The organism is Shimwellia pseudoproteus (assembly GCF_016415625.1).
GTDB lineage: Bacteria > Pseudomonadota > Gammaproteobacteria > Enterobacterales > Enterobacteriaceae > Shimwellia > Shimwellia pseudoproteus.
Genome location: NZ_WBXP01000022.1, coordinates 42,458 through 59,147, shown reverse-complemented (window position 1 = coordinate 59,147; position 16,690 = coordinate 42,458). Strand labels below are relative to the sequence as shown.

Annotated in this window: 18 protein-coding genes and 2 pseudogenes; 9 read left to right on the top strand and 11 right to left on the bottom strand. The window is 53.1% G+C overall.

What is annotated here, in order from left to right:
* Positions 1-508: 508 nt before the first annotated feature.
* A pseudogene (locus F9C28_RS11560) lies at positions 509-696 on the bottom strand (IS3 family transposase); the annotation flags it as partial.
* Between F9C28_RS11560 and F9C28_RS11555 the strand changes: the two are divergent.
* Positions 692-910: pseudogene (locus F9C28_RS11555) on the top strand (integrase); the annotation flags it as partial. The pseudogenes F9C28_RS11560 and F9C28_RS11555 sit on opposite strands and share 5 nt — an antisense overlap.
* A 33-nt stretch (positions 911-943) precedes the next feature.
* Here F9C28_RS11555 and ompW read toward each other — a convergent pair.
* The gene (gene ompW, locus F9C28_RS11550) at positions 944-1,576 is read right to left on the bottom strand and encodes an outer membrane protein OmpW (protein WP_199015470.1); all 633 of its coding nucleotides are present in this window, start codon (positions 1,574-1,576) and stop codon (positions 944-946) included.
* Between the two features lie 273 nt (positions 1,577-1,849).
* On the opposite strand from ompW, the gene F9C28_RS11545 reads away from it, so the two are divergent.
* The 4 genes from F9C28_RS11545 to yciA are packed head-to-tail and all read left to right on the top strand — an operon-like array spanning position 1,850 to position 4,029.
* A complete protein-coding gene (locus F9C28_RS11545; RefSeq protein ID WP_199015469.1) occupies positions 1,850-2,248 on the top strand; it encodes a YkgJ family cysteine cluster protein in 399 nt (132 codons plus the stop codon).
* Positions 2,249-2,306: 58 nt separating this feature from the next.
* Positions 2,307-3,050: a YciC family protein gene (locus F9C28_RS11540; protein ID WP_199015467.1), complete on the top strand. Its 744-nt coding sequence runs from the start codon at positions 2,307-2,309 to the stop codon at positions 3,048-3,050.
* Between the two features lie 47 nt (positions 3,051-3,097).
* On the top strand, positions 3,098-3,637 hold the full coding sequence (locus F9C28_RS11535; RefSeq protein WP_199015466.1) for a septation protein A: 540 nt from the start codon (positions 3,098-3,100) through the stop codon (positions 3,635-3,637).
* Positions 3,634-4,029: an acyl-CoA thioester hydrolase YciA gene (yciA, locus tag F9C28_RS11530; protein ID WP_199015465.1), complete on the top strand. Its 396-nt coding sequence runs from the start codon at positions 3,634-3,636 to the stop codon at positions 4,027-4,029. Before F9C28_RS11535 ends, yciA begins: the two co-directional genes overlap by 4 nt.
* Positions 4,030-4,145: 116 nt before the next feature.
* On the opposite strand, the gene F9C28_RS11525 is transcribed toward yciA, so the two are convergent.
* Positions 4,146-4,886: an energy transducer TonB gene (locus F9C28_RS11525; RefSeq protein ID WP_199015475.1), complete on the bottom strand. Its 741-nt coding sequence runs from the start codon at positions 4,884-4,886 to the stop codon at positions 4,146-4,148.
* A 222-nt stretch (positions 4,887-5,108) separates the two neighbouring features.
* On the opposite strand from F9C28_RS11525, the gene F9C28_RS11520 reads away from it, so the two are divergent.
* Positions 5,109-5,405 carry a YciI family protein gene (locus tag F9C28_RS11520; RefSeq protein WP_199015463.1) on the top strand — a complete coding sequence of 99 codons (297 nt, stop codon included), beginning with the start codon at positions 5,109-5,111 and terminating at the stop codon, positions 5,403-5,405.
* Positions 5,406-5,497: 92 nt separating this feature from the next.
* Here the strand turns inward: F9C28_RS11520 and F9C28_RS11515 are convergent, their stop codons facing one another.
* Entirely contained in the window at positions 5,498-6,475 is a 978-nt protein-coding gene (locus F9C28_RS11515) for an aldo/keto reductase (protein WP_199015462.1), read from the bottom strand.
* A 99-nt stretch (positions 6,476-6,574) separates the two neighbouring features.
* Here F9C28_RS11515 and F9C28_RS11510 point away from each other — a divergent pair, with 99 nt between their 5' ends.
* On the top strand, positions 6,575-7,162 hold the full coding sequence (locus F9C28_RS11510; protein ID WP_199015460.1) for a TetR/AcrR family transcriptional regulator: 588 nt from the start codon (positions 6,575-6,577) through the stop codon (positions 7,160-7,162).
* 67 nt (positions 7,163-7,229) lie between these two features.
* Here the strand turns inward: F9C28_RS11510 and F9C28_RS11505 are convergent, their stop codons facing one another.
* Positions 7,230-7,403 carry a YciY family protein gene (locus F9C28_RS11505; protein ID WP_199015459.1) on the bottom strand — a complete coding sequence of 58 codons (174 nt, stop codon included), beginning with the start codon at positions 7,401-7,403 and terminating at the stop codon, positions 7,230-7,232.
* A 141-nt stretch (positions 7,404-7,544) separates the two neighbouring features.
* Between F9C28_RS11505 and cls the strand changes: the two genes are divergently transcribed.
* Positions 7,545-9,005 (top strand): cardiolipin synthase, encoded by a 1,461-nt coding sequence (gene cls, locus F9C28_RS11500; RefSeq protein WP_199015457.1) that lies wholly within the window; start codon positions 7,545-7,547, stop codon positions 9,003-9,005.
* A 37-nt stretch (positions 9,006-9,042) separates the two neighbouring features.
* Positions 9,043-9,372, top strand: a complete 330-nt coding sequence (locus tag F9C28_RS11495) for an HI1450 family dsDNA-mimic protein (protein WP_002441004.1) — start codon at positions 9,043-9,045, stop codon at positions 9,370-9,372.
* Between the two features lie 60 nt (positions 9,373-9,432).
* Here the strand turns inward: F9C28_RS11495 and F9C28_RS11490 are convergent, their stop codons facing one another.
* The 6 genes from F9C28_RS11490 to oppA all read right to left on the bottom strand — a co-directional run bounded on the left by F9C28_RS11490 (position 9,433) and on the right by oppA (position 15,984).
* On the bottom strand, positions 9,433-10,263 hold the full coding sequence (locus tag F9C28_RS11490; RefSeq protein WP_332909413.1) for an ion transporter: 831 nt from the start codon (positions 10,261-10,263) through the stop codon (positions 9,433-9,435).
* 160 nt (positions 10,264-10,423) lie between these two features.
* Complete coding sequence (oppF, locus tag F9C28_RS11485) at positions 10,424-11,428, bottom strand: murein tripeptide/oligopeptide ABC transporter ATP binding protein OppF (protein WP_199015454.1); 1,005 nt, start codon at positions 11,426-11,428, stop codon at positions 10,424-10,426.
* Positions 11,425-12,411 carry an ABC transporter ATP-binding protein gene (gene oppD / locus F9C28_RS11480; protein ID WP_199015452.1) on the bottom strand — a complete coding sequence of 329 codons (987 nt, stop codon included), beginning with the start codon at positions 12,409-12,411 and terminating at the stop codon, positions 11,425-11,427. Before oppD ends, oppF begins: the two co-directional genes overlap by 4 nt.
* Positions 12,412-12,420: 9 nt before the next feature.
* A complete protein-coding gene (gene oppC, locus F9C28_RS11475; RefSeq protein WP_199015450.1) occupies positions 12,421-13,329 on the bottom strand; it encodes an oligopeptide ABC transporter permease OppC in 909 nt (302 codons plus the stop codon).
* A 13-nt stretch (positions 13,330-13,342) separates the two neighbouring features.
* Positions 13,343-14,263, bottom strand: a complete 921-nt coding sequence (gene oppB, locus F9C28_RS11470; protein ID WP_199015449.1) for an oligopeptide ABC transporter permease OppB — start codon at positions 14,261-14,263, stop codon at positions 13,343-13,345.
* An 86-nt stretch (positions 14,264-14,349) separates the two neighbouring features.
* Complete coding sequence (oppA, locus tag F9C28_RS11465) at positions 14,350-15,984, bottom strand: oligopeptide ABC transporter substrate-binding protein OppA (protein WP_199015448.1); 1,635 nt, start codon at positions 15,982-15,984, stop codon at positions 14,350-14,352.
* Positions 15,985-16,690 lie beyond the last annotated feature (706 nt).

The window sequence follows — 16,690 nt, the reverse complement described above, 5'->3', positions numbered from 1 at the left end:
TCGGCGAAGGTGAGTTGATGGCTCATGATGTCCCTCTGGGATGCGCTCCGGATGAATATGATGATCTCATATCAGGAACTTGTTCGCACCTTCCTTAGAGCAGTGTCATCTTTATAAAGCGTAGTCTTATTTTCCGCATGAATCGGATTACCCCATACTGTTATAATGGAAATAAGAAAAGTTAAAGCCTTTTTTTTCATTAGTTACTCCTGCCAAAACTCAGTTTGTTAGAAATAACGAATGATATGTGGTATTTTTACAAATGACATAAAGAAAAACATATTGTTTAAATTTTATTTAGTGCCATTAACTACGTGGTTATATATGAAAGGTACAACTATATTATTGGAAATAAATACTTGATGATCTCAGTAAATAAAGCACATCATTGCGAGCCTATCTCATTATAATTCAAACGTTTTGGCCACTCTATATCCGGTGCTATCCCTGTCTCTATCACGGCCACCGCATCAATATATGATCCTCCCTACGAAATGTGGACACGGCCTTAAGCGAGGTTCTGGTTTTCAAACTGTTCCGGGCTGAGACCGCCACAGGCACTGTAACGACGCCGCTGATTGTAATCACACCCGATATAATTAAATATCGTCGCCCGTACTTTTCCCGACTGACAAAGTGTTCACCGTGGATACATTCGACTTTCAGCGAATGGAAGAAACTTTCCGCACAGGCATTGACCGTGGCGTTTAGTAAGGCCAGAGATAGCATTGATTACAACTGGGCTAAGGATGGCACTCCGGCCAGTTTTCACGAACAGCGTTCACTGTCAGAACGGCTGTACCGGGAGCAAGGGATCGATACACAAACTTTGCTCGGTCATAGCTCAAAAACAATGACCGATAAATACAATGACACCCGCGGGAAAGAGCGGAAAAAACTGGCCATATGATGACCAGTTTTGCAGAGGAATTTTGCAGAAGAATTAAAAACGGTACCCGGCGGAGAACATAAAGACCCAGGGGTCGATACGCGTATCAATGTTCTGGCGGCCAGCGGGGGAATTAAACTTCACTTCCGTGTCGATATCCATGTACCACACCGACATGTTAATCAGCCAGTCTTTATCAATCATATAATCCAGCCCGACCTGGCCCGCCATGCCCCAGGAGTGCTTGGCGCTTAAGCCACTCAGCCCGGCCCCTTTACCGGTATCGTTGAATTTTTCATCAAAGAAAGTGGTGTAGTTAACCCCGGCGCCGATATAAGGCCGCAGTTTGCTATCGGCCCCGCCAAAATACCACTGAGCCATCAGCGTAGGCGGCAACTGTTTTACCGTCGCGAGGGTGCCGGTTTCTTTAAGGCCGACCTTATGGCGAAACGGTGTGGCGGCCAGTAATTCAATACCAATATTGTCCGTCGCCATATAGGTAAACGTCAGCCCCATCTGTGTGTTATTACTGACGTTAAAATGGCTCATACCCAGCACCCTGTCCGACCCTTCGGTGGGGCGTACCGTCGCGGTCCCGGCCCGGATAAAAAATTCCCCCGCGTCATGGGCGAATGCGCTGCCTGAAACGGCGCTCAGAACAATCAATGCCACTGCCTGCTTTTTCATACTCTATCCTTGTCATGTTTATTATTTGTCCCGAATATAACCAAATGTGAGTATATGTGAACTTAATTTGGTCACACTTTTAATGCGGTTTTAACATTCATTGATCTGGATTAATTTTTGATAATTTGCCTGGTGGGTGATTTACGATCTGGATCAATTTTTCATATAAACACTGATATTTATTTACATACCGCCTCTTGCCAGTTAACCGCCCGGGGGATATTTTCATCTGCTTACTTAGTGATACGTTGTTTTGTAATAGCAGGTTTACTTATGAGTGATATCAACCCGTGCATGACGTGCGGTGCCTGTTGTGCCTGGTTTCGTGTCTCTTTTTACTGGGCAGAAGGCGACGATGCCGCCGGCCCGGTACCCGCCGCGATGACCGAACCAGTAACGCCATTTTTGCGCTGTATGTCCGGAACCAACCAAAAATCCCCGCGCTGTACGGCGTTACAGGGGGAACCGGGGAAACAGGTCAGTTGCACTATTTACCACCAGCGCCCTTCTACCTGCCGTGAATTCGCCATGTCCGGTGAAAATGGTGTCACTAACGGCGCCTGTAACCGCGCCCGGGCCGCCTGGGGGCTTGCGCCACTACCCGATAGTGCTATTGCGCTGATTAACCGCCCGGATATTCCGCAGGTAGCGCACGCGGAAGGTGCCACTTGAGGTTTATCCAGTGTACAATCATGCGCTGATAAATTTGGCCGTACCTCAAGGAGAGTTCATGTCTATCACGGCAAATAGCCTTTACCGTGACACGGGGAATTTTTTACGTAATCAGTTTGTTACCATTTTGCTGATTGCTTTACTTAGCGCGTTTATATCACTGGTCATTGCCCATGCTTTCTCGCCGGGAGAGGAGCAATTATCCATACTTAACGACAGTACAAGTCTCTCCGATAGTCAGGGGTTGTTTGATCTGGTGCAGAACATGACGCTGGAGCAACAACAGGTTCTGCTAAAAGCGTCTGCGGCATCGACGTTTTCAGCGCTGATTGGCAATACCGTGCTGGTAGGCGGTGTGCTGTTCTTAATTCAAATTGTCTCTGCGGGCCAGCGTACCAGCGCTCTGCGGGCGATTGGCGCCGCGGCACCATCGCTGCCCCGGCTGTTTATTTTGCTGTTTCTCAGCACGTTCGTTATCCAAATGGGCATGATGTTATTGATAGTCCCGGGGGTGATACTGGCGATTGTGTTGTCCCTGGCGCCGGTGATGATGATCCAGGACAAACTCGGCGTGTTTCAGTCAGTGCGCGGCAGTACCCGCCTGGGATGGGCCAATATGCGGCTGATCGCCCCGGCGGTTATCCTCTGGCTACTGGCGAAACTGTCGTTGCTGCTGTTTGCGTCGTCGCTGAGCGCGCTAACGCCCTCAATAGCCACTATTATCATTAATACAGTTAACAATTTGCTGTCGGCGGTGTTACTGATCTACCTGTTCCGACTGTATATGCTGATTCGTCATTAATACTGTGTGTCGGGCCTCGCCCGGCGCATCGCTTTACGGAAGCCACTATGAAGCAGTTTCTTGATTTTCTGCCCCTGGTCGTCTTTTTTGTTTTTTACAAAATTTACGACATCTTCATCGCCTCCGGCGCACTGATCGTGGCCACCACACTGGCGCTACTTTACGGCTGGTACAAGTTCCGCAAGGTGGAGAAAACCACCCTGGTGACATTTGTGCTGGTCGTGGTATTCGGCGGGCTGACTATCTATTTCCATAACGCCGAGTTTATAAAATGGAAAGTCACCATTATCTATGCGCTGTTTGCTGCGGCACTGCTGATTGGCCATATGGTGACCAGAAAACCGCTGATTCAGAGCATGCTGGGCAAAGAGATCACCCTGCCTGCGCAGGTCTGGTCGCGGCTCAATATGGCCTGGGCGCTGTTCTTTATCGTCTGCGGCTTGCTGAACATTTATGTCGCCTTCTGGTTACCGGAAAGCATCTGGATTAATTTTAAAGTGTTCGGTTTAACCGCGTTGACGCTGCTCTTTACCGTGATCAGCGGGTTTTATATGTATCGTCATATGCCCCAGGAAACTGAAAAATGAGTCACAAGGATGTCCCCCAGGGCGAGCTGGTATTACGCACCCTGGCAATGCCCGCCGACACCAACGCTAACGGCGATATTTTTGGCGGCTGGATCATGTCACAGATGGATATGGGCGGCGCGATTCTGGCAAAAGAGATAGCCCAGGGGCGTGTTGTCACCGTGCGGGTTGACGGTATGACCTTTATGAAGCCGGTGGCGGTAGGCGATGTGGTGTGCTGCTACGCGAACTGCATTAAACGCGGTAACACCTCGATCACTATCAATGTCGAAGTGTGGGTGAAAAAGGTCTCTTCCGAGCCCATTGGCCAGCGTTACCGGGCGACAGAGGCAATGTTTATTTATGTTGCGGTAGATGAGCACGGCAAGCCCCGGCCACTGCCCGCAGCCTGAACCTCACGCCATTAAAAAAGCCACACTGCTGTGTGGCTTTTTTCTATCTCTCTGCCTCAGAAAATAGACCGCAGAAAATATCTCCGGGACAGCTCAGCCCCCTCTTAAAGACGGGATTACTGGACGCTCGCCCCGCCATCAATACGGAACACGATATTCACAATCAGCCCCTGACCCGGCTTACCGGGCTGGTAACGCCAGCGGCGCATGGCCTGTTTCACTTCGCGTTCAAACATATTAGCCGGCTGGGCCGACAGGATCTCAACGTTATCGACGGTGCCATTTGCCAGCACGTCAAATTTAACCCGTACCTTGCCTTCAATACGCAGTGCCTGTGCCCGGGCCGGATATGCCGGTTGCCCGCGGGTCAGCGCCTGGGGCCCTGAAGAGACACTGCTGGTTGTCGGTGCCGCCGGGCCCGGTTTTGCCGTTCCGCTAACCGGCCGGGAGGTAGTGGTGGCCGTGCTGTTTGGATTATCAAACGGTGATGCGGGGCGCGGCTCTACGGGTTTAGGGTCCTTTTTCGGCTCTTCAACCTTCTTCACCGGTTTCGGCTTTGGTTTGGGCTTCGGTTTCGGTTTATGGATCACGACCGGTGCCTCTTTAGGCGGCTCAGGCAGTACTTCCGGTTCCGGCTCCGGCTCAGGTTCCACCACGGCGGGTGCCGGGGCCGGGGCCACTTGTGGCGGCTCCAAATCTGCCGGGGACACCATTGAAATACTGATCGGCTGGGCTGGCGCCGGCAGCTGCATTACCTGATTCACTGAGGTATACAACAGCCCCGCCACCACAGCAACGTGGACAGCCACTGAGAGTGCAGTGGGCCACGGAAAGCGGCGAGGTGTATCAAAGGTCATGACAGTCATAATCGATTCAATAGGCAAATGATGGAGAGCATTTTAAATGCAAATAGCAATCATATTCAATAACGCATCTGCATCGGGAGTGAATTGGTACGGCAAGTGTTGCTTTTTACCCCACTGAGCGGTGCATTTTTCCCCGACGGCATCTTTCAATTGCAGTCTCCCGGCGATTCCCCTAACGTAACCTACCTATCCGTTAATAAAGGAGTTTTGATAGTGCTGTATGTTATTTACGCCGAAGACCATCCTGATTCCCTGGGCAACCGTATGGCCGTGCGCCCGGCGCACCTCGCCCGTTTGCAATTATTACGTGATGAAGGCCGGTTATTAACCGCAGGCCCAATGCCTGCAGTGGACAGCAATGATCCGGGCCAGGCAGGGTTTACCGGATCAACCGTTATTGCCGAATTCCCGACCCTGGAAGCAGCACAATCCTGGGCCCAGGATGACCCTTATCAGGCCGCCGGAGTTTACAAATCGGTGCAGGTTAAGCCATTCAAGCAAGTATTTTAGCCAAAAAACGGCGGGCTGATTAGCGGATTATTCTTGTCTGCCCCCATGATCCCGGGCACCCTCTGCGGTGCCCGCATTACTGCGATCGCTCCTCAGCGGGCAACAAAAGGCATTACCGCCGGGGCATAACGATCGCCGATAATGTTATCCGGGGCAAAGGCATTATCCAGAAACGCCAGCTCGTCCGCGGTAAATGAAATGTCGAGGATTGCGAGGTTTTCGGCCAGCCGCCCTGTCGATGTCATCCCCACTAACGGCACCAGGTCATCCCCCTGGGCCAGTATCCAGGCAATCGCCAGCTGTGCCGGGCTCACGCCTTTCGCTCCGGCCAGTTGATCCAGCTGGGCCGCCACCGCCATATTGTGGTAATAATTGTCCCCCTGTAAGCGGGGTGCCGCCATCTGATGCGCCGCACTTGCCGGTATTGGCTGGGCGGTGGCGCTTAAGATACCGTCGGCCAGCACCCGGTAAGGGATAATCCCAATGCCCAGCGGCCGCGCGGTGGGCAGAATCTCCCGTTCACTGAAGCGGCAGGCCAGGGAGTATTCGATTTCAATGGCGGTCACCGGGTGGATATCGTGGGCAATACGCAAATCCTGTGCCCCCACTTCCGAGACCCCCAGATAGCGGACTTTCCCTTCAGTGATTAAATCCTTAATAGCGCCAATCGTCTCCGCATACGGCACCTGGGGATCTTTGCGGCACGGCTGGTATAAATCAATCGCCTCAACCCCCAGACGCTGCAAACTGTAGGCGGCGAAGTTTTTTATCGCCTCCGGCCGGCCATCAATGCCGAGGAATGTCATCTGCGGATCAAACATCGCCCCGCATTTCACACTGATAAAGACATCGTCACGGCGCCCTTTGAAAGCCTTCCCAATCAGGCTTTCATTGTGGCCAGAACCGTAAAAATCCGCGGTGTTGAGCAGGTTAATGCCCGCATCGATTGACGCCTGAATAGTGGCGATACTCTCAGCATCATTACGGGGTTGCTTCAATGACATCCGGTTACATCCCAGCCCCAGAGCGGAGACCCTGGGGCCGTTATGACCTAATCGACGGTGCTGCATGGTAAACCCCATTATTAGAATGAACGCTCTAATTTTAAGGTGCTGTCATTCTCTGTCAATTAAATTAGAATGAGCACTCTGTTTATATCGGGGATAGCAATGAGAAACCGGGATCCGGAAAAACACAGCATGAAAAAAGAGGCGCTGCTGATGGTGGCCATGGAATGCTTCTCGGCCCGAGGTTTCCAGGGGACATCAATCTCGCATATTTGTGCCAGGGCAAAAATCAGCCCCGGGCACCTGTACCACTATTTCGCCAGTAAAGAAGAGATCCTCGGCGATATCATCAACCTGGTGCTGGAGCATGCCGTGGCGACCTTTACCGCGGCCCTTGATACATCTGATGTAATTTCCGCCATTAAAGCCTATACCCAGGCTATTTTTCAACGCAGCCTGGACGGCGGTTACCCGCTGTATTTTGATTTATTTGCCGAAGCGAGCCGTAATCAGCAGGTTGCTGCCCTGCTGGATAAGCAAAGCAAAGGGATGCACGATTTACTCAGCGCGGCGCTGGAAAAAGGCCAGCAAACCGGTGAAATAAACCCGGCGCTCAATATCCCTGTTGCTGCCGCGGCAATGCTCAGCCTGATTGACGCCAGCAAAATGATCCATATGCGTAACCATGCGCAGGACGGCAGCGCCATTGTTGACGCGTTACATCAAATGGTGATCGGTTATCTTAAATAGCGATACGATCAATAGTGACGCAATTCTCACCGGGCCAAAGGGCACCTTACGGCGCCCTTCAGTGGCGTCAGAGATCGTAAATGGCGAACAATAATGAATTGCGCTTCTGACTTGCCAGACATTTGCGGATTGCATGAATGCGCATATTACGGCGCGATTGTGCTTCCAGCCAGCGTGACTTACGGCGCTGAGCCTGACGCTGCATCCGCCAGCGTCCAACCTCATTTCGACTGTGTCTCATTTTACCGCTCGTGATTAAAACAGGCCGGTTATTATAAACCCATCATTCACGGCCGCCAGCCATTTTGCAGGAGTTTTAGTTTTCAGCAGGCAAACTTGTGCGTACACTCTTAACAAAAGATTTCTAAAGGATTTTTGATCTATGACGACCTTCTACACGGTGGTGAGTTGGCTGGTCATCCTTGGCTACTGGCTGATTATTGCCGGTGTGACCCTGCGAATTCTGATGAAAAGGCGCGCGGTCCCTTCAGCCATGGCCTGGTTATTAATTATTTATATTCTGCCGCTGGTGGGGATCATCGCCTATTTATCCTTCGGTGAGCTGCATCTGGGGAAACGCCGGGCCGAACGGGCCCGTGCCATGTGGCCCTCCACCGCAAAGTGGCTGCACGATCTCAAAGCCTACAACCGTATTTTTGCCACCGAAAGCAGCGAGGTGGCCGAGTCGCTGTTCCAGCTCTGTGAGCGGCGCCAGGGGATCGGCGGCGTAAAGGGCAATCAGCTGCAATTACTGACTGACTCTGATGATGTCATGCACGCCCTGATCCGGGATATCCAGCTGGCCAGGCACAATATCGAGATGGTGTTTTATATCTGGCAGCCGGGTGGCCTGGCGGATCAAGTCGCGGAATCGCTGATGGCCGCCGCGCGCCGGGGGGTACACTGCCGCCTGATGCTTGACTCCGCCGGGAGCGTGACGTTTTTTCGCAGCCCCTGGGCCAATATCATGCGCAATGCCGGTATTGAAGTGGTCGAAGCACTAAAAGTAAATCTGATGCGTGTCTTCCTGCACCGTATGGATCTGCGTCAGCACCGCAAAATGGTGATGATCGACAATTATATTGCCTACACCGGCAGCATGAACCTCGTCGATCCGCGCTTCTTTAAGCAGGATGCCGGTGTTGGCCAGTGGGTGGACGTGATGGCCCGCATGGAAGGCCCGGTGGCGACCTCGATGGGGGTGGTCTACTCCTGTGACTGGGAGATAGAAACCGGTAAGCGCATTCTGCCGCCCCCGCCGGATGCCAATATCATGCCTTTTGAAGAGGCCAGTGGCCACACTATCCAGACTATTGCCTCCGGCCCTGGCTTCCCGGAAGATCTGATTCACCAGGCGCTGCTGACCTCGGTGTACGCCGCCAGGGAGTCACTGGTGATGACCACCCCCTACTTTGTGCCCAGCGACGATCTGCTGCACGCCATTTGTACCGCGGCTCAGCGGGGGGTCGATGTCAGTATTATTGTGCCGCGCAAGAATGACTCGGTACTGGTGGGCTGGGCCAGCCGGGCATTTTTCACCGAGCTGCTGGCCGCCGGGGTGAAAATTTATCAGTTCGAGGGCGGGCTGCTGCACACCAAGAGCGTGCTGGTGGATAGCCAACTGAGCCTGGTGGGGACGGTCAACCTCGATATGCGCAGTTTATGGCTTAATTTTGAGATAACCCTGGTGATTGATGATGCCGGTTTCGGCGCCGATCTGGGGGCAGTACAGGACGATTATATCTCCCGCTCCCGGCTGGTAAATGCCCGGTTGTGGGTAAAACGTCCCCTGTGGCAGCGAATTGCTGAACGGCTGTTTTACTTCTTCAGTCCGTTGCTGTAAAACGTGCGCATTATACCTTTACGATGTGGTAACCAACATGGATATGGATCTGAATAACCGCCTGACTGAAGACGAGACCCTTGAGCAGGCCTACGATATTTTCCTTGAGCTGGCGCCGGATAACCTCGATCCTGCGGACATTATTCTGTTCAATTTACAGTTTGAAGAGCGCGGCGGCGCCGAGCTGTTTGATCCGGCAGAAGACTGGGCAGAACACGTTGATTTCGATCTCAACCCGGACTTCTTCGCGGAAGTGGTTATTGGGCTGGCGGAAACCGACGGCGGCGAGCTGAATGACATTTTCGCCCGGGTACTGCTGTGCCGCGACAAAGACCATAAAATCTGCCACATCCTGTGGCGTGAATAATCCCGCGATGACCGGCCAGCGCCACCAGTGCGCTGGCGCCTTTCATTATGCTGCTCTCACCTAACTCATCGGTAGCCGGTGCCCACAGCACTTACAGAACCGGGCATTGCTGTCGTGCCCAGTGTGATGGCAATGGATACAGCTCCGGGAGTGGCGGCGGTTTTCCATGTCTTTGGTGACCTGGGACGTTATCAGTCCGGTAGGAATCGCAATCACCGAGTAACCGATTAAGATCAAGATAGACGCGACAATCCGCCCGGCGGTGGTATGGGGGGTAATATCGCCATAACCGACCGTGGTGACCGTCACGATGGCCCAGTAAACCGACACCCCGAGGGTGGTAAACCCGTGAACCGGCCCTTCGATGCCGTACATCAGCGCTCCGGCCACCACCATGACTATCCCAATAAAGAAATAGAATAAAAACAGCTGGTGGCGCGCTTCAACTACCGCCTGCCAGAAGCTGTTCAGGGTGGGCATCAGGCGCAATAGTTTCAATATTCGCAGGGCGCGGATCGCGCGCATTGCCCGCCAGATAACCACATATTCCCCGCCAATATTCGGCCACAGCCAGAACACATACAGTGGGATGGTGGTGGCAAGATCAATAATCCCCCAAAAGCTGAAAATATAACGCAGCGGGTTGGGGGTGCTGATCGCACGCAACACATACTCAATGCTGAAGACCAGGGTAAAAAAGAGCTCAAGCCACTCAAAAATATGGCTGCGGGCAATGACAGTGCCGGGCGCGGACGAAAGACCGGTCTCAAAAAAGATGGTCAATACACTGAGAACGTCAAAAACACCGAACAGAATTTCAAAGTGACGGTTGTACGGGCTGGACTGGTCAAGCAATAGATCAAAAGAGCGCTGGCGAAGCGACCGGGTAATCGCGGGCACATAAACCTCACAAATAACGAGCCAATAATAACGTACAAGGGCCAGAAGCGTGCTCCTGACCCTTGTATCAATTGACACCCGGTATCGTCACCGGTGTGTCACAGTGCCTCGCGATTGCAGGGGAACTGAAGGCCGGAAACCGGCCCCGGGATTATAACGGGTCCACCTTAAGACATGAAACCGCATGACGGAAGTTTCCTTCCAGCAGGGGCCGGGTTTGGGAACATTCCGGGCCTGCCTGGGGGCAACGGGTACGAAACACGCAGCCAGAAGGCGGATTAATCGGCGACGGCAGCTCCCCCTCCAGCAACTGGATGGTTTTATTTTTCTCCCGATCGGGATCGGGAAGCGGAACTGCCGACATTAATGCCCGGGTATACGGATGCAGCGGATTCTGGTAAACCTCATCGTAGGTTCCCAGCTCAACCGCATGCCCCAGATACATCACCAGCACCCGATCGGAAATGTGTTTCACTACCGCCAGGTCATGGGCAATAAAGATCAGCGATAATCCCATCTCCCGCTGCAACTGCTGCAGCAAGTTAACCACCTGGGCCTGGATAGAAACATCCAGTGCCGAAACCGGTTCATCACAGATAATCAACTTGGGTTCGAGGATCAGCGCCCGGGCAATGCCAATACGCTGGCACTGGCCACCGGAAAACTCGTGTGGGTAACGGTTCACCAGATTGGGCAGCAGGCCGACCTTCATCATCATGGCTTTGACCTTATCCTGCACCTCCTGGCGCGACATTTTTGGATGATAGGTGCGCAATGGCTCAGCAATAATGTCACCAATTGTCATGCGCGGGTTCAGTGAGGCGAGCGGATCCTGAAAAATCATCTGAATATCACTGCGTACCGCCCGCCACTGTTCCGGGTTCATCCCCAGTAAATCCTGGCCCAGCCAGGCCACTTTGCCGGAAGTCGCTTTCACCAGGCCTATCAGCGCCCGGGCGAAGGTCGATTTTCCGCAGCCGGACTCCCCCACCACTCCCAGGGTCTCCCCCTCGTAAAGGCGCAGCGTGACACCATCCACGGCTTTCAGGGTTTTCGCTGGCTGCCAGAACCATTGCCTGCCGTCGCGAATGTCGAAGTGCACTTTTAAATCCGACACCTCCAGCAGCACGTTTTTAGGTTGTGCAGTCACGCTCATAGGACTTCCTCCGGGGTTTTAAAGCAGGCACGCAGGCGGCCCTCCCCAATGTCAGCCAGGGGCAGCGCATAACGACATTGTTCCATTGCATACCGGCAGCGCGGCTGGAACGGGCATCCCGCGGGCAATTGCAACAGGTTTGGCGGGTTACCGGCGATGGTGGTCAGGGACTCCCCTTCACCATCCAGACGCGGCACCGCATTCAGCAAACCGATGGCGTAAGGATGGGTTGGCCGGTAGAAAATATCCCGCGCCGTCCCGTACTCCATGGTGCGCCCGGCATACATCACCAGCACTTTGTCACAGATGCCGGCCACCACGCCAAGGTCGTGGGTTATCATGATAATCGCGGTATTAAACTCCCGTTTCAGCTCATTGAGCAGGGTCATGATCTGCGCCTGTACCGTAACATCCAGTGCGGTTGTCGGCTCATCGGCAATCAGCAGTTTCGGGCGGCACAGCAGCGCCATGGCTATCATCACGCGCTGGCGCATCCCCCCGGAGAACTCATGGGGGTACATGCGCATTCTTTTGCGCGCTTCCGGCATTTTGACGGCATCCAGCATCTGCACCGATGCCTCAAAAGCCTCGGCTTTGCTCATCTTCTTATGCAGCATCAGGACTTCCATCAGTTGCTCGCCCACCCGTAAATAGGGGTTGAGCGAGGTCATCGGGTCCTGAAAAATCATCGAGATCTGTTCGGCGCGCAGGCGGTTCAGTTGCCGCTCCGGCAAATTCAGAATTTCACTGCCGTTAAAGCGGGCCGAGCCATCAATGCGGCCATTGGCCGCCAGCAGCCCCATCAGCGCAAATGCGGTCTGGGATTTGCCGGAACCGGACTCCCCCACAATGCCGAGGGTTTCCCCGGCCCGCAGGCTGAACGTCAGGTTATTGACGGCGGTGACATCACCATCCGGGGTGCTAAAGGTCACCCGCAGATCATTGACATCCAGCAGTGGCGAATTTTGCGTTGTGCTTATCATTATGGCCCCTTAGCGATCTTTCGGATCGAGGGCGTCACGTAAGCCATCGCCGATAAAGTTAAAACAAAACAGCGTTACCACCAGAAATGACGCCGGGAACATCAGCAGCCAGGGGGAGACCTCCATCGAGTTCGCCCCATCGCTTAACAGCGCCCCCCAGCTACTGAGCGGCTCCTGGGTTCCGAGGCCAAGAAAACTGAGGAAGGATTCAAACAGGATCATACTGGGCACCAGCAGTGAGGCGTAGACCACCACCACCCCCAGCACGTTCGGCACGATATGGCGCATCACAATACTGCCGGTAGAGACCCCGCCGACCTGGGCGGCCTCAATAAACTCTTTGCGCTTCAGGCTCAGGGTTTGCCCGCGGACGATACGCGCCATATCCAGCCACGACACCATGCCGATGGCGACGAAGATAAGCAAAATGTTCTGGCCAAACAGGGTAACCAGCAGGATGACGAAAAACATAAACGGGAAGGAGTTGAGGATTTCCAGCAGGCGCATCATCACCGAATCCACCTTGCCACCGAGATAGCCGGATAACGCCCCGTACAGCGTGCCGACCACCACCGCCACCAGGGCGGCGGCAATGCCGACCATTAACGAGATACGCCCGCCGATGGCCACCCGCACCAGCAGGTCCCGGCCCGACGAGTCAGTACCAAAGTAGTGGCCGGAGGCCATATCCGGGGCGCTGGACATCATGCCCCAGTCAGTATCAAAGTAGCTAAACCCGGACAGCATCGGGGCGAAAATCACAAATAAGGCGATGATCCCCAGTACCACCAGGCTGGCTACCGCCGCGTGGTTATGAATAAAGCGCCGGCGGGCGTCTTGCCACAGGCTACGCCCTTCCACTTCAAGCTGGTCGCTGAAGCTCTCCAGCGCCGCGCTATTTTTTTTACTTAACATCATGGCGAGTTCAGCCTCAGTAACGGATTTTCGGGTCGATCACGGCATAGAGCACGTCGACCACGGCATTAAACAGAATGGTCAGCGCCCCCACCAGGATGGTCAGGCTGAGCACCAGGGAGTAGTCGCGGTTCAGGGCGCCGTTCACAAACAGCTGGCCGATGCCCGGCAGCCCGTAAATCGTTTCGATCACCATCGATCCGGTAATGATCCCGACAAAGGCCGGCCCCATATAGGAGAGTACCGGCAATAAAGCCGGCTTCAGGGCGTGGCGCCAGATAATGCGCCGCATTGGCAGCCCTTTTGCCCGGGCGGTACGGATAAAGTTAGCGTGCAGCACCTCTATCATTGACCCCCGGGTGATCCTGGCAATGCTGGCGATATACGCCAGGGAGAGCGCCACCATCGGCAGCACCATAAATTTCAGCGCCCCGCCGTTCCAGCCCCCGCCGGGTAGCCATCTGAGCGTAATCGAGAAAATCAGCACCAGCAGCGGCGCCACCACAAAGCTCGGGATCACTACCCCGGTCATGGCAATCCCCATCACCGAATAGTCCCATTTGGTGTTTTGCTTAAGGGCGGCAATCACCCCGGCACTCACCCCGAGGATAACCGCCAGCAAAAAGGCAGCCGCCCCCAATTTGGCAGAGACCGGAAATGCCGAGGCCACCAGATCGTTAACGCTGAAGTCTTTGTACTTAAAGGAAGGGCCAAAATCACCGTGGGCCAGTTGCTTCAGATAACTGAAATACTGGGTCATGATGGGATCGTTCAGGTGATATTTTGCTTCAATATTCGCCATCACCTCTGGCGGTAAATTACGCTCCCCGGTAAAAGGGCTGCCGGGGGCCAGGCGCATCATAAAGAAGGAAATGGTGATCAAAATAAACAGCGTTGGAATTGCTTCCAGACAACGACGTAGAATGAATTTTAACATTGCTCATACCTTCTGGCGTGTGCCTTTAAAATACTGGTTAACTAAGACACAGCGGGACGGCTGCTTCGCCGTCCCGCGCTTTGCCATTAATGCTTAATAATGTACAGGTTTTTTGTATAAATATTATCCATCGGATCTTTGCCGGAGTATCCGCCAACCCAGGGTTTCACCAGACGGGCATTAACATAGTAATATGCCGGTACTATTACCGAGTCTTTATCCAGCTGTTGTTCGGCTTTATTATAGAGAGCCGCACGCTGAGATTCATCCGTCACTTTCAGTGTATCGGCCATAATACGGTCAAATGCCGCACTTTTATAATGTGGTGTGTTGAGTGAGTTACCGGAAAGCATCATATTCAGGAATGATGACGGTCCGTTATAATCAGCACACCACGCGGCCCGGGATACCTCATAATTGCCCTGATGGCGGGTATCAAGGAAGGTTTTCCACTCCTGATTTTCCAGCTTAACGTTAACCCCGAGGTTTTTCTTCCAGATGGACGCCGTGGCAATGGCCAGTTTTTTATGCAGATCGGAGGTGTTATACAGCAGATTAAAGCTCAGCGGCTTATCTGCGGTATATCCCGCTTCCGCCAGCAGTTTCTTCGCCTCTTCGTTGCGTTTTTGCTGGCTCCAGCCAAACCATTCCGGTTCGGTCAGTTTAACCCCGTCGGTATAAGGCGGGGTAAAGCCATAAGCCGGCAAATCCCCCTGCGCTTTTACCTTATTCGCGATGATATCGCGGTCGAGGCCAAGTTTCAGGGCGGTACGTACCCGTACATCGGTAAACGGTGCTTTCTGGTTGTTGATTTCGAAATAATAAGTACAGAGGTAAGGATCAACATGCACTTCATGGGGAATGTCTTTTTTCAGCTTCTGAAATAACTCGATGGGCATATTGTTATAGGTCATGTCGATTTCACCGCTGCGGTAGCGGTTAACATCGGTCACTTCAGAAGCGATAGGCAGGAAAGTCACCTGGTTGATGACCGTATGGGCATTATCCCAATACAGCGGATTACGCTCCATCACAATCCGTTCGTTCACCACCCAGTCTTTTAATTTATACGCCCCGTTGGTAACAATATTGGCGGGCTGGGTCCACTTCTCACCAAATTTCTCAATAGCGGGTTTATAGACCGGGGACATGGCCGGGTTCACCAGCAGTTTATAGAAGTACGGTACCGGCTCGCTGAGGGTGACCTGCAGGGTATGGTCGTCAAGGGCCTTAACCCCCAGTTCCGACGGCGCTTTTTTACCATCAATAATGTCATTAACGTTAACAATATGGCCGTACTGCGAGTAGCTGGCATAAGGGGATGCGGTTTTCGGATCAACCAGGCGCTGCCAGCTGTAGACAAAGTCCTGCGCAGTAACCGGCTCGCCGTTGGACCATTTGGCGTCTTTACGTAAATGGAAGGTCCATACCGTGAAATCTTTATTCTCCCAGGACTCGGCAACCCCCGGGATCGGGTGCCCGTCTTCCACACTGGTAATCACTAACCCTTCGAAGAGATCGCGGTTAACGTTAGACTCCGGCACCCCTTCAATTTTATGCGGGTCAAGGGATTGTGGCTCAGATCCATTATTACGCACGATGCTCTGCTTTTCTGCCAGCGTAACCCCGGCAGGAACCTGCGCCGCCATAACACTGACATTAGCAAACAGCGCCGCGCACACCGCCGCCCGCAGGAGATTTTTTTTTGTGATGATGGTCATTGTGTTGTTACTCCAGTCTTTATTATTGCTGGCTGGTGCCAGTTTATTGTGATGGTATGACGATAGCGCAGGAGCATTTCATCGCCATCGTCTGGTTTTCCTTCCTTATTAATTACCTCGGCAACGCCCCCTGAAACCCGGTCATTTTTTCACGCGAAAATTAACTGCCGGACAGCCCTACGGCAGAGGGTTGTTCTGCCGGAAAATATCAAAACCCCCGAAGACGCGCCAATATAAATTGCAAATTTGTTAATTCATCCACCTTTATGATAAATAATCACCGCACCGGGTGGTTTTCCCTGGCCGCCTGAAAAAAATAAAAAACAGAAGAATCATCGTGATAAAAAAATTTGCCAGCCCAATCCTGTATCGCGCCACTGACGGGTCATGACAGAACAAAAAATTAACAATCAATACTAATGCAGCGAATACCACTGAACAAGTGGCGAGAGAGCATAGGGATGCGCGGTGTTTTCCGACAGGGGCAATAGGATCGGCCAAAATTAACGCGGGCTATTGCCGCTGGCTGTACCGGATAAAAATACGCCGTGTAATAGCAATCACCGGATTTTAGCCGCGCCAGCCATCCGTTTTGCTTATCACCAGAATGGACAGCGGAATGGCTTATCAGACAGGGCGGCCTGATATGGGGAATGAGAGAAGGCTACGCGCGACAAATAAGCACAATTAAAGCAGGGATCGCCCT